Here is a 16,969-nt window from a genome sequence, read left to right on the forward strand (position 1 = left end):
CTCCGATCAGACCATACCCGCAATCGCGTTCAGTCGCGCCAACTCCTGCGCCTCCAGCTTCAATCCTGCCGCCGCGATATTGCTGCGCAAATGCCCCCGACGCGAGGTGCCGGGGATCAGCAGCATGTTCGGGCTGCGTTGCAACAGCCACGCCAGCGCAACCGCCTGCGATGACTGTCCCATATCATCGGCAACTTGCTTCAATACGTCACTTTGCAGCGGCGTGAACCCGCCCAACGGGAAATAGGGCACATAAGCGATACCGTCCGCCGCGAGCGCATCAATCATCGCGTCATCAACCCGATGCACCAGATTGTAATGGTTCTGCACACAAACAACGGGCGCAATATCCCGAGCCGTTTGCAACTGTGCCGCATCTACCGTGCTGACACCAATATGCGCGATCAGCCCCTCGTCCTGCATCTGCCGCATGGCACGCATTGGAGCCACGATATCATCATCCGGCCCGCCCATCCGCAGATTGACGATGGCCATCTGATCAAGCCCAAGCCGAGCGAGGTTATCCTCAACCGATTTGCGCAGAAAATCTGGGCTGCGATCTAGAATCCAGTTGGCTTTATCATCCCGCCACGCACCGATTTTGGTGACAAGCACCAGATTGTCGGCATAGGGGAACAGCGCCTCGCGGATCAGATCGTTAGTGACATGCGGGCCGTAAAAATCGCTGGTATCAATATGATCCACGCCCAAAACCAGCGCCTCACGCAGAACCGCGCGGGCTTCTTCGGGATCGGCGGGCGGCCCAAACACCTGCGGCGCTGCCAGCTGCATCGCGCCATAGCCCATCCGATTGACCGACAGTTTCGTGCCAGGAAAGTTAAAGCGCCCGGCGGCTGCGGCAGGTAAATCTTGTTGTGTCATCTCAAATCTCCATTTGCTGGCCCTAAATACTCGTTCGTGAGAAATTGATAATCCGGCAAAATCCGAATGGGTTGTTCGGCATTTCGAACAGCAGCGAAGCCCCATCCTTTGACGATCTATCGATCTTCCTTGCCGTGACAGAGGCATGCGGCTTTCGCACGGCTGCACGGCGGCTTGGCCTGTCTGCGTCTACCGTCAGTGAAACCATCACCCGGCTTGAAAGTAAAATCGGCGCGCCACTGCTGACCCGCACGACCCGCAGCGTGATGCCGACCGAGGTCGGTCGCATCCTGGCAAACCGGCTGACCCCGCTGCTGACAGAGGCCCGCGCCGCTGTCACCGATGCGTCAAGCTCACAAACCAAGGTGCGCGGACGCTTGAAGCTGAACGTGCCCGGCGCAGTGATGCTCGATATCCTGCCGCACCTGCTGAACCTTTTCCTGATCCGCCACCCCGAAGTCTGGGTTGAGGTGGTCGTGGATGATCGGTTGGTCGATGTCACCGCCGCTGATTGCGACGCGGGCATCCGCTACGGCGAGCATCTTGCGCAAGACATGATCGCCGTGCCAATTGGCCCGCCAATGCAACGGTTTGCCTTGGTTGCCGCGCCCTCCTATCTGCTTGCGAAGGGTGCGCCGACTCATCCGCGCGATCTTATGAAGCATTCTTGCATCCGTACCCGCTTTTCTAGCGGCGCGCAGACCGCGTGGGAGTTTGAGAAAGATGCAGAAGTTGTGATGGTCGATCCCCCGGCGCGGCTGATCATCAGTACGGCGGCGGCGGCGGCGGCAATTGATCTTGCAGTCGCTGGGCATGGCCTGTTCTTCACCTTTCAAAACTGGCTGCAACCGCAGATTGACACCGGTGCTTTGCTGCCAGTGCTACGGGACTGGTGGCCAGAGTTCGAAGGCCCGCGGCTGTATTTCTCCAGCCGTTTCATGCCCGCCCCACTCCGCGCTTTCGTAGATTTTGTCGCGGAACAACGCATCGAAACCGCACGCAACTGAGCTTTCGCATGAGACTCGCAAAGCTCGCTTGATGGCTTTTGACGATACTGCGGCGATGCCACAAATCGCTTGCTTGACCCAGCTATTTAGCGACTTTATGGCGGAATTTATCTGCAACCCGATGTTGATACGCACCGAACGACGTTGCGCTGATCATCCACAAGGATACCAAGCATGAGCAAACCAAAACTTCGCATTGGCCTGATTGGCACCGGCTTTATGGGCAAGGCGCATGTGTTTGGCTTCACCTCGGCTCCTCGGGTGTTCGAGCTGCCGTTTGATCCGGAACTGCACACCGTCGCCGACATCACTGATGAGGCTGCGGCGCGCGCGGCGCAAACGCTGGGTTTCGCCAATGCCACGGCCGATTGGCGCAGCATCATGGCCGACCCCGAAATTGATCTGGTCTCAATCACCGCGCCAAACGCTTTGCACAAAGAGATGGCCTTGGCGGCGATTGCAGCAGGCAAACACGTCTATTGTGAGAAACCACTGGCCCCGCTTGCCAGTGATGCGCTGGAAATGACGCTTGCCGCCGAGGCGCGTGGCGTGAAAACCCAAGTCGGCTTCAACTATCTGTGCAACCCGATGTTGACGCTTGCGCGTGAGATGATCAAGGCGGGGGAGCTTGGTGAAATCCGTGGTTATCGCGGCCTGCATGCCGAAGATTACATGGCCGATACCAATGGCCCCTACACCTTCCGCCACGATCCCGCAGGCGGCGGTGCTTTGGCAGATATCGGCAGCCATGCCCTTGCTACAGCAGAGTTTCTGTGCGGTCCGATCACCCGCGTGATGGGCGACACTGTGACGATGATTGCCGAGCGTCCAGATGGTAAAGGTGGCCGCAAAGCTGTGACCGTCGACGACATTGGCCGCGCCTTCCTGCGCTTTGAAAATGGTGCGACGGGCAGCATAGAAGGCAACTGGATCGCCACCGGTCGCAAAATGCAGCATGATTTTGAGGTTTATGGCACCAAGGGCGCGCTCTCGTTCAGCCAAGAACACTTCAACGAACTGCACTATTTCGACACCGCCGCCGCAAAAGGCCGCCAAGGTTTCCGGCGGATAGAGGCAGGGCCGGATCACGCGCCCTACGGCCTGTTCTGCGTCGCGGCTGGCCATCAGTTGGGCTTCAACGATCTGAAAGCCATTGAAGTCGCAGGTTACATCAACGCCATCGCAGGCAAATCGCCCGAGCCGTTTAACTTTCGTAAGGGCCTGCGGATTCAGACGCTGGTAGAGACGATTCAGGCTTCGTCGAATGCTGAAAGCTGGCGCGACGTGGCGTAAGCCAACCGCGCCAATGCCCTACGGGCGTTGGCGCTTTGAGCGTCGGTTATTCCAGCGGCTGTTCCGGCCCAACGATATGCACCGCCAGCAGGCAGCCGTTTGGTGTGTAAGAATTATGCTCGGTGCCGTCGCGGTAAAACACCAGATCGCCGGCACGGAACACTGTGCCGTCGCTTTCAATCAACTCGCCCTCAAGGATCAGGAACTGCTCGTGCCCGTTGTGGCGATGACTGCGCGTTTTCATGCCCGCAGGCATCCGGTAGACATGGAAGCCGGTGCCCAAGGGCTGATCGGTGTCATGCTGCAAGATTGCATCGCCGAGTGCTAAGCCATCAGGATAGACAAATTCCTCAAACTTAGCGGTGTGGATATTGGCAATCCGGCGATCACCAGCCTCAATCGGTTTCATATTCGGGGTCATGGCAGGGCCTTTCAGTTTGGGAAGGTTTCGGCGCGATACACTTCGCGGCCTTTGAACAGCGTCAGCAGCACCCGCGTCTCGGCTATCGCATAGGGATGCACGCTGAAAATGTCGCGGTCGAGCACGATCATATCGGCAGAGTATCCGGGCCTGAGCGCACCCGTATAATGCCCGCGCCAACAGGCGGCGGCCGCATGGGTGGTATATCCCAAAACCGCCTCGGCCACAGTTAGGCGTTGTTCAGCGAAGAACGGTTCAGCCACACCGCGCGCCCGGGGCGGCTCTCGCGTCACCGCCGTGCCGATGATCTCAAACGGGTTTAACGACGTCACCGCCCAATCCGAGCTGATGCAATAGGGCGCGCCCGCGTCGATCAACGAGCGAAAAGCATAGACCTGCGCCGCCCGCGCAGGCCCAATCATCGCCATCGTCTCATCCGGTATGATCGGATCGTTGCAGGCCCAAAGCGGCTGCACATTCGCCATGACACCCAGCGCCGCAAATCGCGCGAAATCGGCCGGGTCTACCACCTGACAATGCGCAATCTGGTGCAGCGAGGGCCAAGCCGCGTTCGCAACCCGTGCCGCCTCAAACCCATTCAGCGCCGCCTGGGTCGCCGCATCACCGATGCAATGCACATGGATTTGAAATCGCTCCGCATCCAACGCGGTGAACAAAGCGTCAATCTGATCTTGCGGAAACATTAGTGCAGCATTGCCTCCCGCCGCGTCGGCATATGCAGCCAGCAACGCCGCCGTCCGGTTTTCCAGCCCACCATCAAGAAAAAACTTCGCCGCGTTCAGATGAAAATCCCGCCCGCCGTGCGCCGCTCGCAAGCTGCGCAGTCGCGTCATCATCGTCTCGACCGTATCCGCCGCCGTCACCAGACAGGCCCCCGCCACCCGCAGCGTCAACTGCTCCACCGCGCCACCATAAATCCGCGCGTGATGGTCCAAAATCCACGGATCAATCACCCCGGTGATGCCATGCCTATTCGCCAAAGCCATCCCAGCCAGCAACCCCTGCCGCCGCACCTCATCCCCCGTCTGCGGCAGCCGAGCCGTTGCCCAGTTGATCGCCTCCTCATGCAGCATCCCAGTAGCCACGCCTTCCGCATCCCGCACGATATGCCCGTTCAACGGATCAGGCGTATCCGCCCCCACCCCGGTCATCGCCAAAGCCACCGAGTTCAGACAGGCGTTGTGAAAATTGCCATCGTAGATCAGGCAAGGCCGATCCGGCACCACCGCATCCAACACCTCGCGCGTCAGGTTCGCATCGCCGAAAAACCCACACTGCCACCCCGCGCCCCAGATCATCGGGCCGCTCTGCTCCGCCGCATGGGCTGCCATCACCGTCTGAATCCCCGCCAAACTCACGCAATCATATAGCTGCGCCGTCTCGACCAAATCGGTGCCGCCGTTCAGCAAATGGATATGCGCGTCTTGAAATCCCGGCAGCACCAACCGCCCGCCCGCATCAATTTTCCGCGCCCACGCCCCCGCGCTCAATGCCGCGTCGCCCAGCGCCACCACAACACCATCGCGCATCAGCACCGCATGTGACTGCGGCCGCCCCGGGTCCATCGTGTGAATGCGCGCATTATAAATCAACGTAGCCGTCATGGCGCAACCACCCCCGGCGGCAACGGCAAGCGTCGTTCTATCAGCAGCGAAGCCGGGTCTTGCGCATCCAAAGGCGAGCAGATGCGATACACCTCTAGCGCGGCCTCCGAAATAACCCCCGCCTGATACAGCGTCATCGCCGCCGCATAGCGTTGCCGCCCCGACCCCGACAGCCCCAAAGGCGTGTGCAGCGCGCCCATCGCAGCCCCTCCGTCAGTCATTGTCACGATACGCCAACCGCGCATCCGCATCACGGCGCTTCTCGCTGCGGTTCAACATATACCCCGCCAAAGCCACGCCTACGCCTACAACCAACACCGTCAACGTCGCCAATGCATTGATATCCGGCGTCACCCCCAACTTGACCTTCGACCAGATCAACAGCGGCAAGGTCGTATTCCCCGGCCCCGTTGTAAACGAGGTGATAACCACATCGTCCAGCGAGATGGTAAACGCCAACAGCCACCCCGACAAGATCGCCGGAAAGATCACCGGCAGCGTCACATCAAACAGCACCGCCCACGGCTTCGAGCCCAAATCCATCGCGGCTTCCTCAATCGCCAGATCGGCTTGCAGCATCCGCGACTGGATGATCGTTGTCACAAACACCATCGAGAACGTGATATGCGCCAGCGTTACCGTGGTGAACCCGCGCGACGACGGCCAGCCCAAGAACTTCGCCATCAGAATGAACAGCATCAGCGAGGAAATACCAGTAATCACCTCGGGCATGATCAGTGGAGCCGTCACCAGCCCCGAGAACAACGTCCGCCCCTTAAACCGCCGAAACCGTGCCAGCGTTATCCCCGCCATCGTGCCCAAAATCGTCGCCGCCGTCGCAGAGGTTACCGCGATCTTCAGCGACAACAGCAATGCCGCGCCGACCTGCTTGTTCGACAACAGCGAGACATACCATTTGGTCGAGAACCCGCCCCAAACCGTTGCCAGCCGCGATCCGTTGAACGAATAAACCATCATCGACAGGATCGGGATGTAGAAGAACGCAAAACCAACGCACATCACGGTGATCAGAAAGACCGGGCGACGCCTCATGGAACGTCCTCGCCAGCTTCGGCGCGTCCCTGATAATGCGTATAAAGCATCATCGGCCCGACCATCAGCAGCAGCAAAACCACCGCCACCGATGCCGCCATCGGCCAATCCGAGGCCGAGGAAAATTCATCCGCAATCACCCGCCCGATCATCGGGCTAGACGCATCGCCCACCAATGTCGGAATAACCAACTCGCCCGCCGCCGGGATGAACACCAGCATCGCCCCGGCAATAATCCCTGGAATACTCTGCGGCAAAGTCACATCCAGAAACACCCGGAACGGTCGCGAGCCTAAATCCATCGCGGCTTCGTCCAGCGTCATATCCAGCCGCTCTAGGTTGGCATAAAGCGGCAAGATCATAAACGGCAGGTAGGTGTAGACCATCACCAAAACCACCGCGAAATTGCTGTGCATCATCGGGATACTGTTGAGATGCCACGCAGCCGGAGTCAGCAGGTTATAGGCATCGGTCAGCAGGGAGTTGAACCAGCTGTTCTTGCCCATCAGCCCCATCCACGCATAAACCCGCAGCAGGAATGAGGTCCAGAATGGCAAAATCACCAGCATTAGCAAAATGTTACGCCAACTTGCCGAAACCCGCGTCAACGCCAGTGACATTGGATAGCCCAACAGCAAACACAGCACGGTCGCGGTCGCCGCATTGCGCAAAGATACCAGAAACGCCCGGATATACAGATCGTCGTGGAACAGCCGCGCATAGCCGACAAAGCTGATCCACGGGTTGTCACCGCCATAGCCGAAAGGCGGTGCCGTCGGGGTGCGAGTGCCAAAGGAAATCGCCAGCACCAGACAGAACGGGATTAAGAAAAAAAGCAGCAGCCAGATATACGGCAGCCCGATGATCACGCCGCGATAGCCGCGACCCTGTAACCAATGGGCGATCCGGTTGCGCATCATTCCACCAGCAAAATCGCGGCGCTCGGCGCGAAGCTAAGGAAAACTTGGTCATCCCAATCTGGCCTGCCACCCGCAGAACGCCCCGCATTGACCGAATGAACCGAGATCAATTCGCCGGACGGCAAGGTGATGCGATAGAGACTATCCTTGCCAAAATAGGCCAAATCCTTGACCTGCCCCGCGATAACATTTTCGCCTTCGGGTCGAACCTGACTGATCACCAATTTCTCAGGCCGCACCGCCAAAGTCACCTCTTGGCCGACAACCAACCCCGGCACCGCACGCGCATGCACGGCACCTTGAAACGCTGCAACCTGCACAGTTGCCAGATCACCCGCAACGGCGCTCACTTTCGCCGGAAACGCCGTAATAGAGCCGATAAATCCCGCTACGAACCGCGAGTTCGGGTATTCATACACCTCCGTCGGCGCACCAACCTGCTTGACCCGCCCCTTGTCCATCACCGCGATCCGGTCCGAAAGCGTCATCGCCTCCTCTTGATCATGCGTCACCACGATGAACGTCACGCCCGTGCGTTCCTGAATGGACATCAGTTCAAACTGAGTATGCTCGCGCAGCTTTTTATCCAACGCCGCGAGGGGTTCATCCAGCAACAACAGCTTCGGTTGCCGTGCCAGCGCCCGCGCCAAAGCCACCCTCTGCCGCTGCCCGCCCGAGATTTGATGCGGTTTGCGATGCCCGAACGGCGTCAGCTGCACCAGTTCCAGCATTTCGGCCACGCGAGCTTTACGCTGCGCCGCCGTCATATCCTCATGCTTCAGCCCATAACCGACGTTTTTCTCTACGCTCATATGCGGAAACAGCGCGTAGCTTTGAAACATCATATGCACCGGGCGCAGCCACGGCGGCACCCCCACCATATCCTGACCGTCGATGAAAATGCTACCCGCGCTCGGCTCCTCAAACCCCGCCAGCATCCGCAGCAACGTGGTCTTGCCACACCCCGAGCCACCCAGCAGCGAGAAAATCTCCCCCTGCGCGATGGTCAGCGATACGTCTTGCACCGCCTGAAACGTACCAAACTTTTTCGACACGCCCTCGATGCGAATGAACGGGTCAGCCACCTTAACCCGCCTTGATTTCAGCCCAAATCCGAGTGATCTCGCGATCCTGCTCCTCGGATTGCGGTGCAGGCGTGTAAAGTCGGCTCAAGATTTCCGCGTCAGGATAAACCGCCGGATCGGCTGCAATCGCAGGGTCCACCAAAGCCGTCGCCTCTTTGTTGGCATTGGCATAACCGGTGAAGTTGGTGCAAGCCGCGATCACATCCGGCCGCAGCATATAATTCATAAACGCATGCGCGCCTTCGACATTGCCTGCGTCCGCCGGGATGCACCAGTTATCAAACCAAGCCGGAGCGCCCGTTTTCGGCACAAAATACGCGAGGTTAATATCAATTCCAGCCTCAGCCGCCCGCGTTTTCGCCACCGCGTAATCACCCGACCACGTGTTTGCCATGCAAATCTCGCCATTCGGCAACGTGTTCAGGTAATTCGCATTGTCAAAAGTGCTGACATATTGCCGGATCGGCGCCACCGCATCCGCCATCTTGCGATACTCCGGCTCACGCGCAGTGCTGGCATCCAACCCCAGATAGCTCAGCACCATAAAGCCGAAATCGGTTGGGCTATCCAGCAACGATATCCCACAATCCGCCAGCTTCGCCGCATTCTCGGGCTTCAGCAGCACGCCCATATCCGACAAATCCACCCCCGGCAGCCGTTCCTTCACCATGTCCATATTGAACGTGAACCCAACCGAACCCCACATATACGGCACGCCATATTGGTTACCCGGATCAAACCCCTCAACGATCTTCAATATCGCCGGGTCGAGGCTTTTCCAATTTGTCAGCTTGGCGCGATCAGGCTTTTGATACACCCCGGCCTTTATAAACCCCGGCAATTTAATGCTGGTCATCAGCACCACATCATACCCGGTCGATCCCGCCAGCATCTTGGCCTGCATCTCCTCGGCGGAGGCATAAAGGTCGTAAACCGCGCCGATCCCGGTTTCTTTCTCAAAATCCGCCAGCGTCGTCTCGCCAATATAATCCGACCAGTTGTAGATGTTCACGGTGCTCGCCTGCGCCCACGACGGCCTTGCATAGGGCGCTGCCAAGGTGCCGCCAAGCAGTCCAAGCGCGCTCCGCCTTGTCAGTTTCATGGCCGTCTCCCAAATATGGTTTCCATGCAGGTTACGCCTGCGCCTTAGTCTGGCAAATCAAATCATCATTGCGGGTGGCTATTTCAGCCTCTGGCGGAGCCTTTGCCAAATTCATCACCGGTATCAATGCGCGCAGACTGTCATGGTGCCGCTTCAGTCCATATTCGAGGTCGGACAGATGAAACCCCTCAAACGCCGTCGATAGCATCGACTCATTGGACCAGATCGAAAGTTGTTGATCCTCAGCCGAGGTATCGCGGTCAATCCGGTACGCCAGATACCGCGCCGCCCGCATCCGCCGAGACTCAATCGGATGCCGATAAATCCGCCCGGTCACGCGCGTCTTGCCGGGTGAGAGCGGGATCTCCTGATAGAACTGCACCGTCTCTGGCGTGAAGGCGAACACCGCATTGGGGAACAGCCCGTAATAGGTCCACGCTGTCTGCAAGTGCTCGGGCAGCCACTCTTGCCGCTCGGTGATCGCCAGATACATCTTCACCGACCACCGCCGCGCTGGAGCATCGCCAAAACTGCCAATCGACACGCTCAGACCGCCCGGCAAATGCAGATCGCGGTAGGTCCGGCCATACAAATCCTGCAACGCCGGATGCGCCATCGGCACATGATAGCCCTCGTTATCCACGTCACGCACCGATTTCCAGTTCACCGGTAGTTCGGTTGACCAGTGCGGCATGTCCAGCGGCAAGGCGGCCTCACTGCGATAGCCCGCGAAATCGGCGGCATAGGGTGCCAGCATTTCCGCCACCGCAGGCTGTGGGCCTGCAAAGAACCGGATGAAGATAAAGCCGTGGAAAATCTCCAACTCAATCGGCTTCAGCCCAAACTGCGCCCGATCCAAACCGCCAAAGCTAGAAGGCTGCGCGGCCCCCCGCAAAGACCCGTCCAAGTTATAAACCCAGCCATGAAACGGGCAGACCAGCGCGCCTTTGCAATGGCCCTTTTCCCCATTCACCACCCGCGCGCCACGATGCCGACACAGGTTATGAAACGCCCGCACCACACCGTCTTGGCCGCGCATGATCACCGCGCGCTCACCCAGCAAATCGAACCCAACCCAATTCCCCGGCTCGGCCACGTCATTGACATGCCCGACAACCTGCCAATGCGTCAGGAACAACTTGTCACGCTCCAACGCAAACATCGCCTCAGAATGATAAGTCCAAGCTGGAAGCCCGCGCCGATCCCAATCGTTCGGGATGGTTAGGCTGGCTGCATCATGCTGGGTCATCGCGCGACCTCCATTTCGTGTATAAGCCATTGGTGAAGGCGGTGAATCTCATATTCTTCCGGCATCAACGTGCCACCGCGATAGGCGGGTGACATCATCCCCCGCTGGTTCATTTCGGCAGCTTCGCCATCCTGCCGCAGCACGATCTTGGCAAATTCGGCCACCTCTGCCGCATCAAACCCCGGCTGCGCCAAGGTTTCGGGCGCGAAATGCCATTCGACTCCTAACGCCGTCCGGGTCGGTGAAACCGGCACGACCCGCACCGAGCGCACATGATCGACATGCGCCACCACATAGGCAGTCGGCCAGAACGTCACGAACTGATAGCCCGCCGCCCGCTCGTCCTCGGTCAACAGCGCGAAACTCGGCCCACAAGCCGCCCCCGTCGGAGTCCAGCTTTCCGCCCCCGGTTTCAGATTGCCAGCAGGCAGCGCACCGTCCCAATGCAAAGCCTCCGACGCCGCCATAATCCCTTGCCCGTAGATCGGCACCCGGTCGCACAATTCGGGATGAATACCAGGGCAATGCAGACATTCTGAGTAATTTTCCCAGAACACCTTCCAATTACAGGCAATCTCGGTCTGCCAGACATGGCCCGTCACCAAAGCGTCCATCGGCCAATGATCCAGCACATACAGACCAACATCCGCCACCAGATTGCGCGGGGACTCATCCGTATTCAGAAACACAAACCCCGCCCAAATTCGCAACGCTACCGACAGCAGCCCATGCTCCGCCCGATCGAAATCCGCCGTCGGTACCGCATGGCCAGTCGCCACCAGCCGCCCATCATTCGCTGCATAGGCAAAAGCGTGATACGGGCAGCGGATCAGCTTGCCCAAAGGCTCCACCGCGTCCCGGCACAGTTCCGATCCACGATGCCGACAGGTGTTGTGAAAGGCCGAAATGCCGCCCTCCGCCGTCCGGCACACAATCACATCCGCCGCACCCTCTTGCACGCGCCGCATCGTGCCCAGCGCAAAATCCGCCAGCCGACCGACACAAATCCAGTTCCGCGCGAATACGGTTGCCATCTCACGCGCATACCACTCCGCATCGGCATAAACCGTCGCGGGCAATGTCGCCGGGCAGTGATCGAGACGAGGTGAAACTATGGGTGACAGTTCATTCATGGCAGGCCATTCAGCGCGATGTGGCTGTACTCCGATGGTCGCAGGATTCTGACTGGTCTGTCAATCAGAAACTGTTAAGCTTTCCAAAACCTATATATCAGCTAAGAAAGCGCCATGAGCCATTCAGCCCCAACCATTCCGCCGCCGCGCAAACTCTCGCGTGAAATCCGCCGCACTCAAGTGATTGAGGCGACAATAGAAGTGCTCGCCGAACAAGGCTACGCGCGCACCACCCTGACCGATGTGGCGCGCAAGGCAGGCATTTCGCATGGCTTGGTGAACTTCCACTTCCAGACCAAAGACGCGCTTTTGGCCGAAACCCTTGGCTATTTGTCTGAAGAATACCGCCAAAACTGGGACGCAGCCCTCGCCAAGGCCAGCGCCTCGCCCGCAGCGCAACTCGCCGCGCTAATCGAAGCTGATTTTGAGCCCAGCATTTGCACCCCTGCCCGCCTATCGGCATGGCTGTCTTTCTGGGGTGAGGCGCAATCGCGCCCGCTATACCAAGACAAATGCGGTGAAAACGACAGCCTCTACATCACCAAGCTGGAGGAAATCTGCACCGCCCTGCTGCGGGAAGGCAACTACCCCGGCGACCCGACCCTGATCTCACGCGTGCTGCGCGTCACCACCGAAGGCGTCTGGGTGGACATGATCTCGACCCGTGAACCCTACAGCCCAGCCGAAGGCTTACAAACCGTCCACGCCGCCGCAATGGCGTTTTTCCCAAGGCATTTCGGCTCGGACGGGTTGTTGTAATATTTGGCAAAATCCCGAATTGTGAATGTTCGGTTAAGATTTCTTGAGTGACCCGTTGATAAATAACGATATTAAATCCGTCCACGTGTGAACCCGCCCTGTAAACAAGGCGGGGTCACTGTTCTCACAAGCCTCGCTTTAGTGAACCACAGCCTGCAAAGGCCGTTCCCGCCGCGAAGCCGAGATACGGTCGCCGATGATCAACCCATCAGCCCCCGCGCTCACTTTTATCGTCGCCCCGTCCAGCACATCGCCCGACAGGATCATCTCAGCCAGCGGGTTTTGCAGGTGATTCTGGATCACCCGTTTCAACGGCCGCGCGCCGAACACCGGATCGTAACCCTCATCAGCGAGCCAAGCCTTCGCTTGCGGATCCAGATCCAGCATGATCTTGCGCCCAGCCAAGCGCGCCTCAAGCTTGCGAAGCTGAATCTCAACGATGCCAGCCATATCGACGCGGTTCAGACGATCAAAGATGATCTGCTCATCCAGACGGTTCAAAAACTCCGGCCGGAAGTGCTGCCGCACCGCCTCCATCACCTGAGCCCGCGCCAAACTTTGATCGACACCCTCGGGCAGTTCCGACAAAGCGCGCGCACCCAAGTTGCTGGTCAGAACGATCAGCGTTTGCTTGAAGCTGACGGTGCGACCCTGACCATCGGTCAGCATCCCATCGTCCAATACCTGCAGCAGCACGTTGAACACATCGGGGTGAGCCTTTTCCACCTCGTCAAACAACACCACCTGATACGGCCTGCGCCGGACAGCCTCAGTCAACACGCCGCCTTCGTCATAGCCAACATAACCCGGAGGCGCGCCGATCAGGCGGGAAACCGAATGTTTCTCCATGAACTCCGACATATCGATCCGCACCATCGCCGCGTCGTCGTCGAACAGATATTCAGCGACTGCTTTGGTCAGTTCGGTCTTCCCCACGCCAGTTGGCCCGAGGAACAGGAAGCTGCCCAAAGGCCGCCCCTCATCATTCAGCCCAGCCCGCGCGCGGCGGACAGCATTGGACACGGCGGTGACGGCGGCTTGTTGGCCGATCACCCGTTTGCCAAGCTCGTCCTCCATCTTCAGCAGCTTTTCACGCTCGCCTTCCAGCATCTTGGCGACGGGAATCCCGGTCCAACGCTCAACGACTTCGGCGATTTGCTCAGGCCGGACAGCTTCGGATACCAGCAGATCGCCCTCGCGCGCTTCTGCCTCGGCCAGCTTTTTCTCAAGCCCCGGAATGATGCCGTAAGACAACTCACCGGCGCGGCCTAAATTGCCATCGCGTTTGACCTGATCCAGCTCGGCGCGAGAACGGTCGAGTTGCTCTTTCAGGTCGCGGGCAACTTCCAGCTTGTCGCGCTCATCCTGCCATTTGGCGGTCATCGCATCGGACTGCTCCAGAAGATTGGACAGCTCTTTCTCCAGCTTCTCAAGCCGATCTTTCGACGCTGCGTCGTCTTCCTTCTTCAAAGCCTCCGCCTCGATTTGCAGTTGCAAGATCTGGCGATCCAGCTGATCGAGCTCCTCGGGCTTCGAGTCCACCTCCATCCGCAAACGCGACGCCGCTTCGTCCATCAAGTCGATGGCCTTATCCGGCAGGAAGCGATCGGTAATGTAGCGATGCGAAAGCGTTGCCGCTGCCACCAAGGCCGAGTCAGAGATCCGAACACCGTGGTGCAACTCGTACTTCTCTTTTATGCCGCGCAGAATAGAGATGGTATCTTCAACCGTCGGCTCAGAGACCATAACCGGCTGAAAACGCCGTGCCAAAGCTGCATCTTTCTCGACATACTTGCGATATTCATCGAGCGTAGTCGCGCCAACGCAATGCAACTCACCCCGCGCCAGCGCCGGTTTAATGAGGTTCGCGGCGTCCATTGCGCCATCGGATTTGCCCGCGCCAACCAGCGTGTGCATCTCGTCGATGAAAAGAATGATCTCGCCACTCGCGGCGGTAACTTCGTTCAGGACGGCTTTCAGACGCTCTTCGAACTCACCGCGATACTTTGCACCAGCGATCAAAGCGCCCATATCCAGCGCCATCAGTTTCTTGTTGCGCAGGCTTTCCGGCACGTCACCGTTGATGATGCGCAGAGCCAGTCCCTCGGCAATCGCGGTCTTACCGACGCCGGGTTCGCCTATCAGCACTGGGTTGTTTTTGGTGCGGCGGGACAAAACTTGCATCGCACGGCGAATTTCTTCGTCGCGGCCGATGATCGGGTCGATCTTGCCTTGCTCAGCTGCCTCGGTGAGGTCGCGGGCATACTTTTTCAGCGCGTCGTAACCTTCTTCAGCCGATGCGGAGTCTGCCGTGCGGCCTTTGCGGATATCATTGATCGCAGAGTTTAGCTTTTGCGGGCTGACCGCTCCTGCGTCCAATGCTTCTTTGGCTGGCGACTTTACCATACCCAAAGCCATCAGAAGGCGCTCGACGGGCACAAATGAATCCCCGGCTTTCTTGGCAACCTTTTCAGCTTCGTCCAACACCTTAACGAGGTTTGGGTCCATGAAAGGCTGCGCATCGCCAGAGACTTTAGGCAACTTGCCCATTGCTAAAGCCAAGGATTCCGCTACGCGCGCCGGTTCGCCACCAGCGCGGCGGATCAGGTTACTCGCAAGCCCCTGATCATCGTCCATGATGGCTTTTAGCAGGTGTTCCGGGGCCAGCCGTTGATGGCTTTCCCGCATCGCAATCGTTTGCGCCGCTTGGATGAAACCGCGCGACCGCTCCGTGAATTTCTCTAAATTCATCGGTAACACTCCTTCTATGAAGCGCCCCAGCGATGCCCGGAAACCAGCACATCGTCGGTGGCCTTGACGGATAATTGGGGCGGCAGTTCAAGCTTTGCAATGGGCAGCCACGACGTGCCAACCCATATTTTTACCGATATGCGGGCGGCAGACCGCCGAAACCCGAACCAATTGTCGGCACGATACCGCTTTGGTTGATCTGCACCCTTGCCCGAGGCGGATTTGCAGCCCAAGCGATAGTCTGACCAAATAAAGGCGACGCGGGATGCAGGACATTTTACAGGTTTTAATCCACAAGGCCCCGGTGCAGGAATTGCAGCTGCATATCGGTAAGAGCGGCTTGTGCATTGGCGATGCGGCAGAGTTGCAGCTGCAAACAGACGGCAAAATTGCGATTTATGCGCAGGCAAAGCGGCCGTTTTTGGGGCTGTTGACGCGACGTGCACTGCGACATCTGGGCCAGCTTGGCCCTGCCGCGACCGCCGTCATGACCGAACCTTTGCGCCACCGCGACCATCTTCGTGTGCGGATTGTCGGCCTGACGCCCGAGCATCTTTCACCCAGTGGAGCAGCTGAGGTTTATATCTCGGTTTGGAGCAACACCCACCGAATGATGGCAGTTCGGCCCAAAACCCCGGTTTTCATTGACCCAAATCAGAGTTCGTAACGCACATAGGCAAAAGCGCTGGAATCTGGGGCCCAATTTGGCACGTTCATCGTGCCTTGGCCGCCGGTGAACTCCAAAACGCGGCGGCGATTTTCGCCTTTGGGACTGCACAGGCACAATGCCACGGGCAGATTGGCTGGGTGGCCAAACGTGCCGGGCGGGTAGGCCAGATATAGCAAATGTTGCCCATCAGGCGAAGGATGCGGGAACCAGTTGACGTAATTATCCGCGAACAATTTACGCTGATTTGTGCCATTAGCGCCCATCGTCCAAATCTGTGCATGGCCGTCGCGGTCGCAGTTGTAATAAATGTGCCGCCCATCCGCAGAGTAATCCGGCCCATCGCAATGACCTTCCCCCATCGTCAGCCGAGTTTCCGCGCCACCCAGCGGCAGGGTATACACGTCGATCACCTTCTTTTCCCCACGCGCTGCAACATAGGCAATCGTGCGACCGTCCGGCGACCAGCCATGCCACCAACTTGGCGCTTCCGGCGATATCTTGACAGGCTCTCCCCCAGCAGCGGGCAGCAAATAAATCTGTGACCCCTGCCCTTCGTGATGCGAGGATATTACGATTTGGTGGCCATCGGGACTGATGCCATGATCGTTGTTCAGTTTGATCGCCACGCCGGTTTCTACCGGAATTAGCGATGGGTCCGACAGCGGAACGCGGAAAAGTCGGCCCTCGCCATTCACCAGAAGCGTCTCACCCGAGGGATCCCAATTCGGTGCTTCTATATGCCGATCAGTTGCCAACACAACGCGCGGGGTTGCGCTGGCAAGATCGTAAATCTCTAGAAAGCTGCGCATTGGGAATGCCTTTGCGAGGTGGTGGTCAGCACGGCAGAGCCACTTCGCCGTGCCAATGCTTAATCACGAACCTTTGGGGTCAGCAGCTTCTTCGGACGCAAAGCTTCAGCCGCTTTGAACAGCCCGAAGGTTTGGTTGACGTAGCTTACAACGCCACCAATTTGCTCCATATATTTTTCTAAGGTCGGCGTCTTTTCGGCCTCGACCATC

The 16,969-nt window shown here is 58.5% G+C and carries 16 protein-coding genes; 4 read left to right on the plus strand and 12 right to left on the minus strand.

The features are described 5' to 3' along the window. Positions 1 to 6: 6 nt before the first annotated feature. Positions 7 to 882, minus strand: a complete 876-nt coding sequence (locus JWS10_RS05595) for an oxidoreductase (protein WP_299505409.1) — start codon at positions 880 to 882, stop codon at positions 7 to 9. A gap of 44 nt (positions 883 to 926) precedes the next feature. Here JWS10_RS05595 and JWS10_RS05600 point away from each other — a divergent pair, with 44 nt between their 5' ends. Together JWS10_RS05600 and JWS10_RS05605 are read left to right on the plus strand one after the other, a co-directional pair. Beyond that, complete coding sequence (locus tag JWS10_RS05600) at positions 927 to 1,889, plus strand: LysR family transcriptional regulator (RefSeq protein ID WP_299505412.1); 963 nt, start codon at positions 927 to 929, stop codon at positions 1,887 to 1,889. A gap of 174 nt (positions 1,890 to 2,063) precedes the next feature. After that, a complete protein-coding gene (locus JWS10_RS05605) occupies positions 2,064 to 3,182 on the plus strand; it encodes a Gfo/Idh/MocA family oxidoreductase (RefSeq protein ID WP_299505414.1) in 1,119 nt (372 codons plus the stop codon). A gap of 46 nt (positions 3,183 to 3,228) precedes the next feature. Here the strand turns inward: JWS10_RS05605 and JWS10_RS05610 are convergent, their stop codons facing one another. Genes JWS10_RS05610 through JWS10_RS05650 form a run of 9 tightly spaced genes read right to left on the minus strand, consistent with a single transcriptional unit; the run spans position 3,229 to position 11,770 of the window. Next, on the minus strand, positions 3,229 to 3,603 hold the full coding sequence (locus JWS10_RS05610) for a cupin domain-containing protein (protein ID WP_299505416.1): 375 nt from the start codon (positions 3,601 to 3,603) through the stop codon (positions 3,229 to 3,231). 11 nt (positions 3,604 to 3,614) lie between these two features. After that, a complete protein-coding gene (locus tag JWS10_RS05615; RefSeq protein ID WP_299505418.1) occupies positions 3,615 to 5,228 on the minus strand; it encodes an amidohydrolase in 1,614 nt (537 codons plus the stop codon). Beyond that, positions 5,225 to 5,449, minus strand: coding sequence for a hypothetical protein (locus tag JWS10_RS05620; RefSeq protein WP_299505419.1), 225 nt, complete (start codon positions 5,447 to 5,449; stop codon positions 5,225 to 5,227). Before JWS10_RS05620 ends, JWS10_RS05615 begins: the two co-directional genes overlap by 4 nt. Continuing rightward, positions 5,442 to 6,281, minus strand: coding sequence for an ABC transporter permease subunit (locus tag JWS10_RS05625; protein WP_299505420.1), 840 nt, complete (start codon positions 6,279 to 6,281; stop codon positions 5,442 to 5,444). The genes JWS10_RS05620 and JWS10_RS05625 overlap by 8 nt, the downstream gene beginning before the upstream one ends. Then, entirely contained in the window at positions 6,278 to 7,198 is a 921-nt protein-coding gene (locus JWS10_RS05630; protein WP_299505421.1) for an ABC transporter permease, read from the minus strand. The genes JWS10_RS05625 and JWS10_RS05630 overlap by 4 nt, the downstream gene beginning before the upstream one ends. Beyond that, the gene (locus tag JWS10_RS05635; protein WP_299505422.1) at positions 7,198 to 8,286 is read right to left on the minus strand and encodes an ABC transporter ATP-binding protein; all 1,089 of its coding nucleotides are present in this window, start codon (positions 8,284 to 8,286) and stop codon (positions 7,198 to 7,200) included. Before JWS10_RS05635 ends, JWS10_RS05630 begins: the two co-directional genes overlap by 1 nt. 1 nt (position 8,287) lies before the next feature. Continuing rightward, a complete protein-coding gene (locus tag JWS10_RS05640; protein ID WP_299505423.1) occupies positions 8,288 to 9,388 on the minus strand; it encodes a polyamine ABC transporter substrate-binding protein in 1,101 nt (366 codons plus the stop codon). 31 nt (positions 9,389 to 9,419) lie between these two features. Beyond that, complete coding sequence (locus tag JWS10_RS05645; RefSeq protein WP_299505425.1) at positions 9,420 to 10,637, minus strand: aromatic ring-hydroxylating dioxygenase subunit alpha; 1,218 nt, start codon at positions 10,635 to 10,637, stop codon at positions 9,420 to 9,422. After that, entirely contained in the window at positions 10,634 to 11,770 is a 1,137-nt protein-coding gene (locus JWS10_RS05650; RefSeq protein WP_299505427.1) for an aromatic ring-hydroxylating dioxygenase subunit alpha, read from the minus strand. Before JWS10_RS05650 ends, JWS10_RS05645 begins: the two co-directional genes overlap by 4 nt. Positions 11,771 to 11,884: 114 nt before the next feature. Between JWS10_RS05650 and JWS10_RS05655 the strand changes: the two genes are divergently transcribed. Then, positions 11,885 to 12,529, plus strand: coding sequence for a TetR/AcrR family transcriptional regulator (locus JWS10_RS05655; protein WP_299505429.1), 645 nt, complete (start codon positions 11,885 to 11,887; stop codon positions 12,527 to 12,529). Positions 12,530 to 12,667: 138 nt separating this feature from the next. Here the strand turns inward: JWS10_RS05655 and clpB are convergent, their stop codons facing one another. Then, entirely contained in the window at positions 12,668 to 15,280 is a 2,613-nt protein-coding gene (gene clpB, locus JWS10_RS05660; protein ID WP_299505431.1) for an ATP-dependent chaperone ClpB, read from the minus strand. A 265-nt stretch (positions 15,281 to 15,545) separates the two neighbouring features. On the opposite strand from clpB, the gene JWS10_RS05665 reads away from it, so the two are divergent. Further along, positions 15,546 to 15,947 carry a hypothetical protein gene (locus tag JWS10_RS05665; protein ID WP_299477001.1) on the plus strand — a complete coding sequence of 134 codons (402 nt, stop codon included), beginning with the start codon at positions 15,546 to 15,548 and terminating at the stop codon, positions 15,945 to 15,947. Here JWS10_RS05665 and JWS10_RS05670 read toward each other — a convergent pair. Further along, on the minus strand, positions 15,935 to 16,759 hold the full coding sequence (locus JWS10_RS05670) for a hypothetical protein (protein WP_299505432.1): 825 nt from the start codon (positions 16,757 to 16,759) through the stop codon (positions 15,935 to 15,937). The two genes, JWS10_RS05665 and JWS10_RS05670, sit on opposite strands and share 13 nt — an antisense overlap. Positions 16,760 to 16,969: the final 210 nt, after the last annotated feature.

The sequence above is a fragment of the Cypionkella sp. genome (assembly GCF_028290025.1).
Classification (GTDB): domain Bacteria; phylum Pseudomonadota; class Alphaproteobacteria; order Rhodobacterales; family Rhodobacteraceae; genus Cypionkella.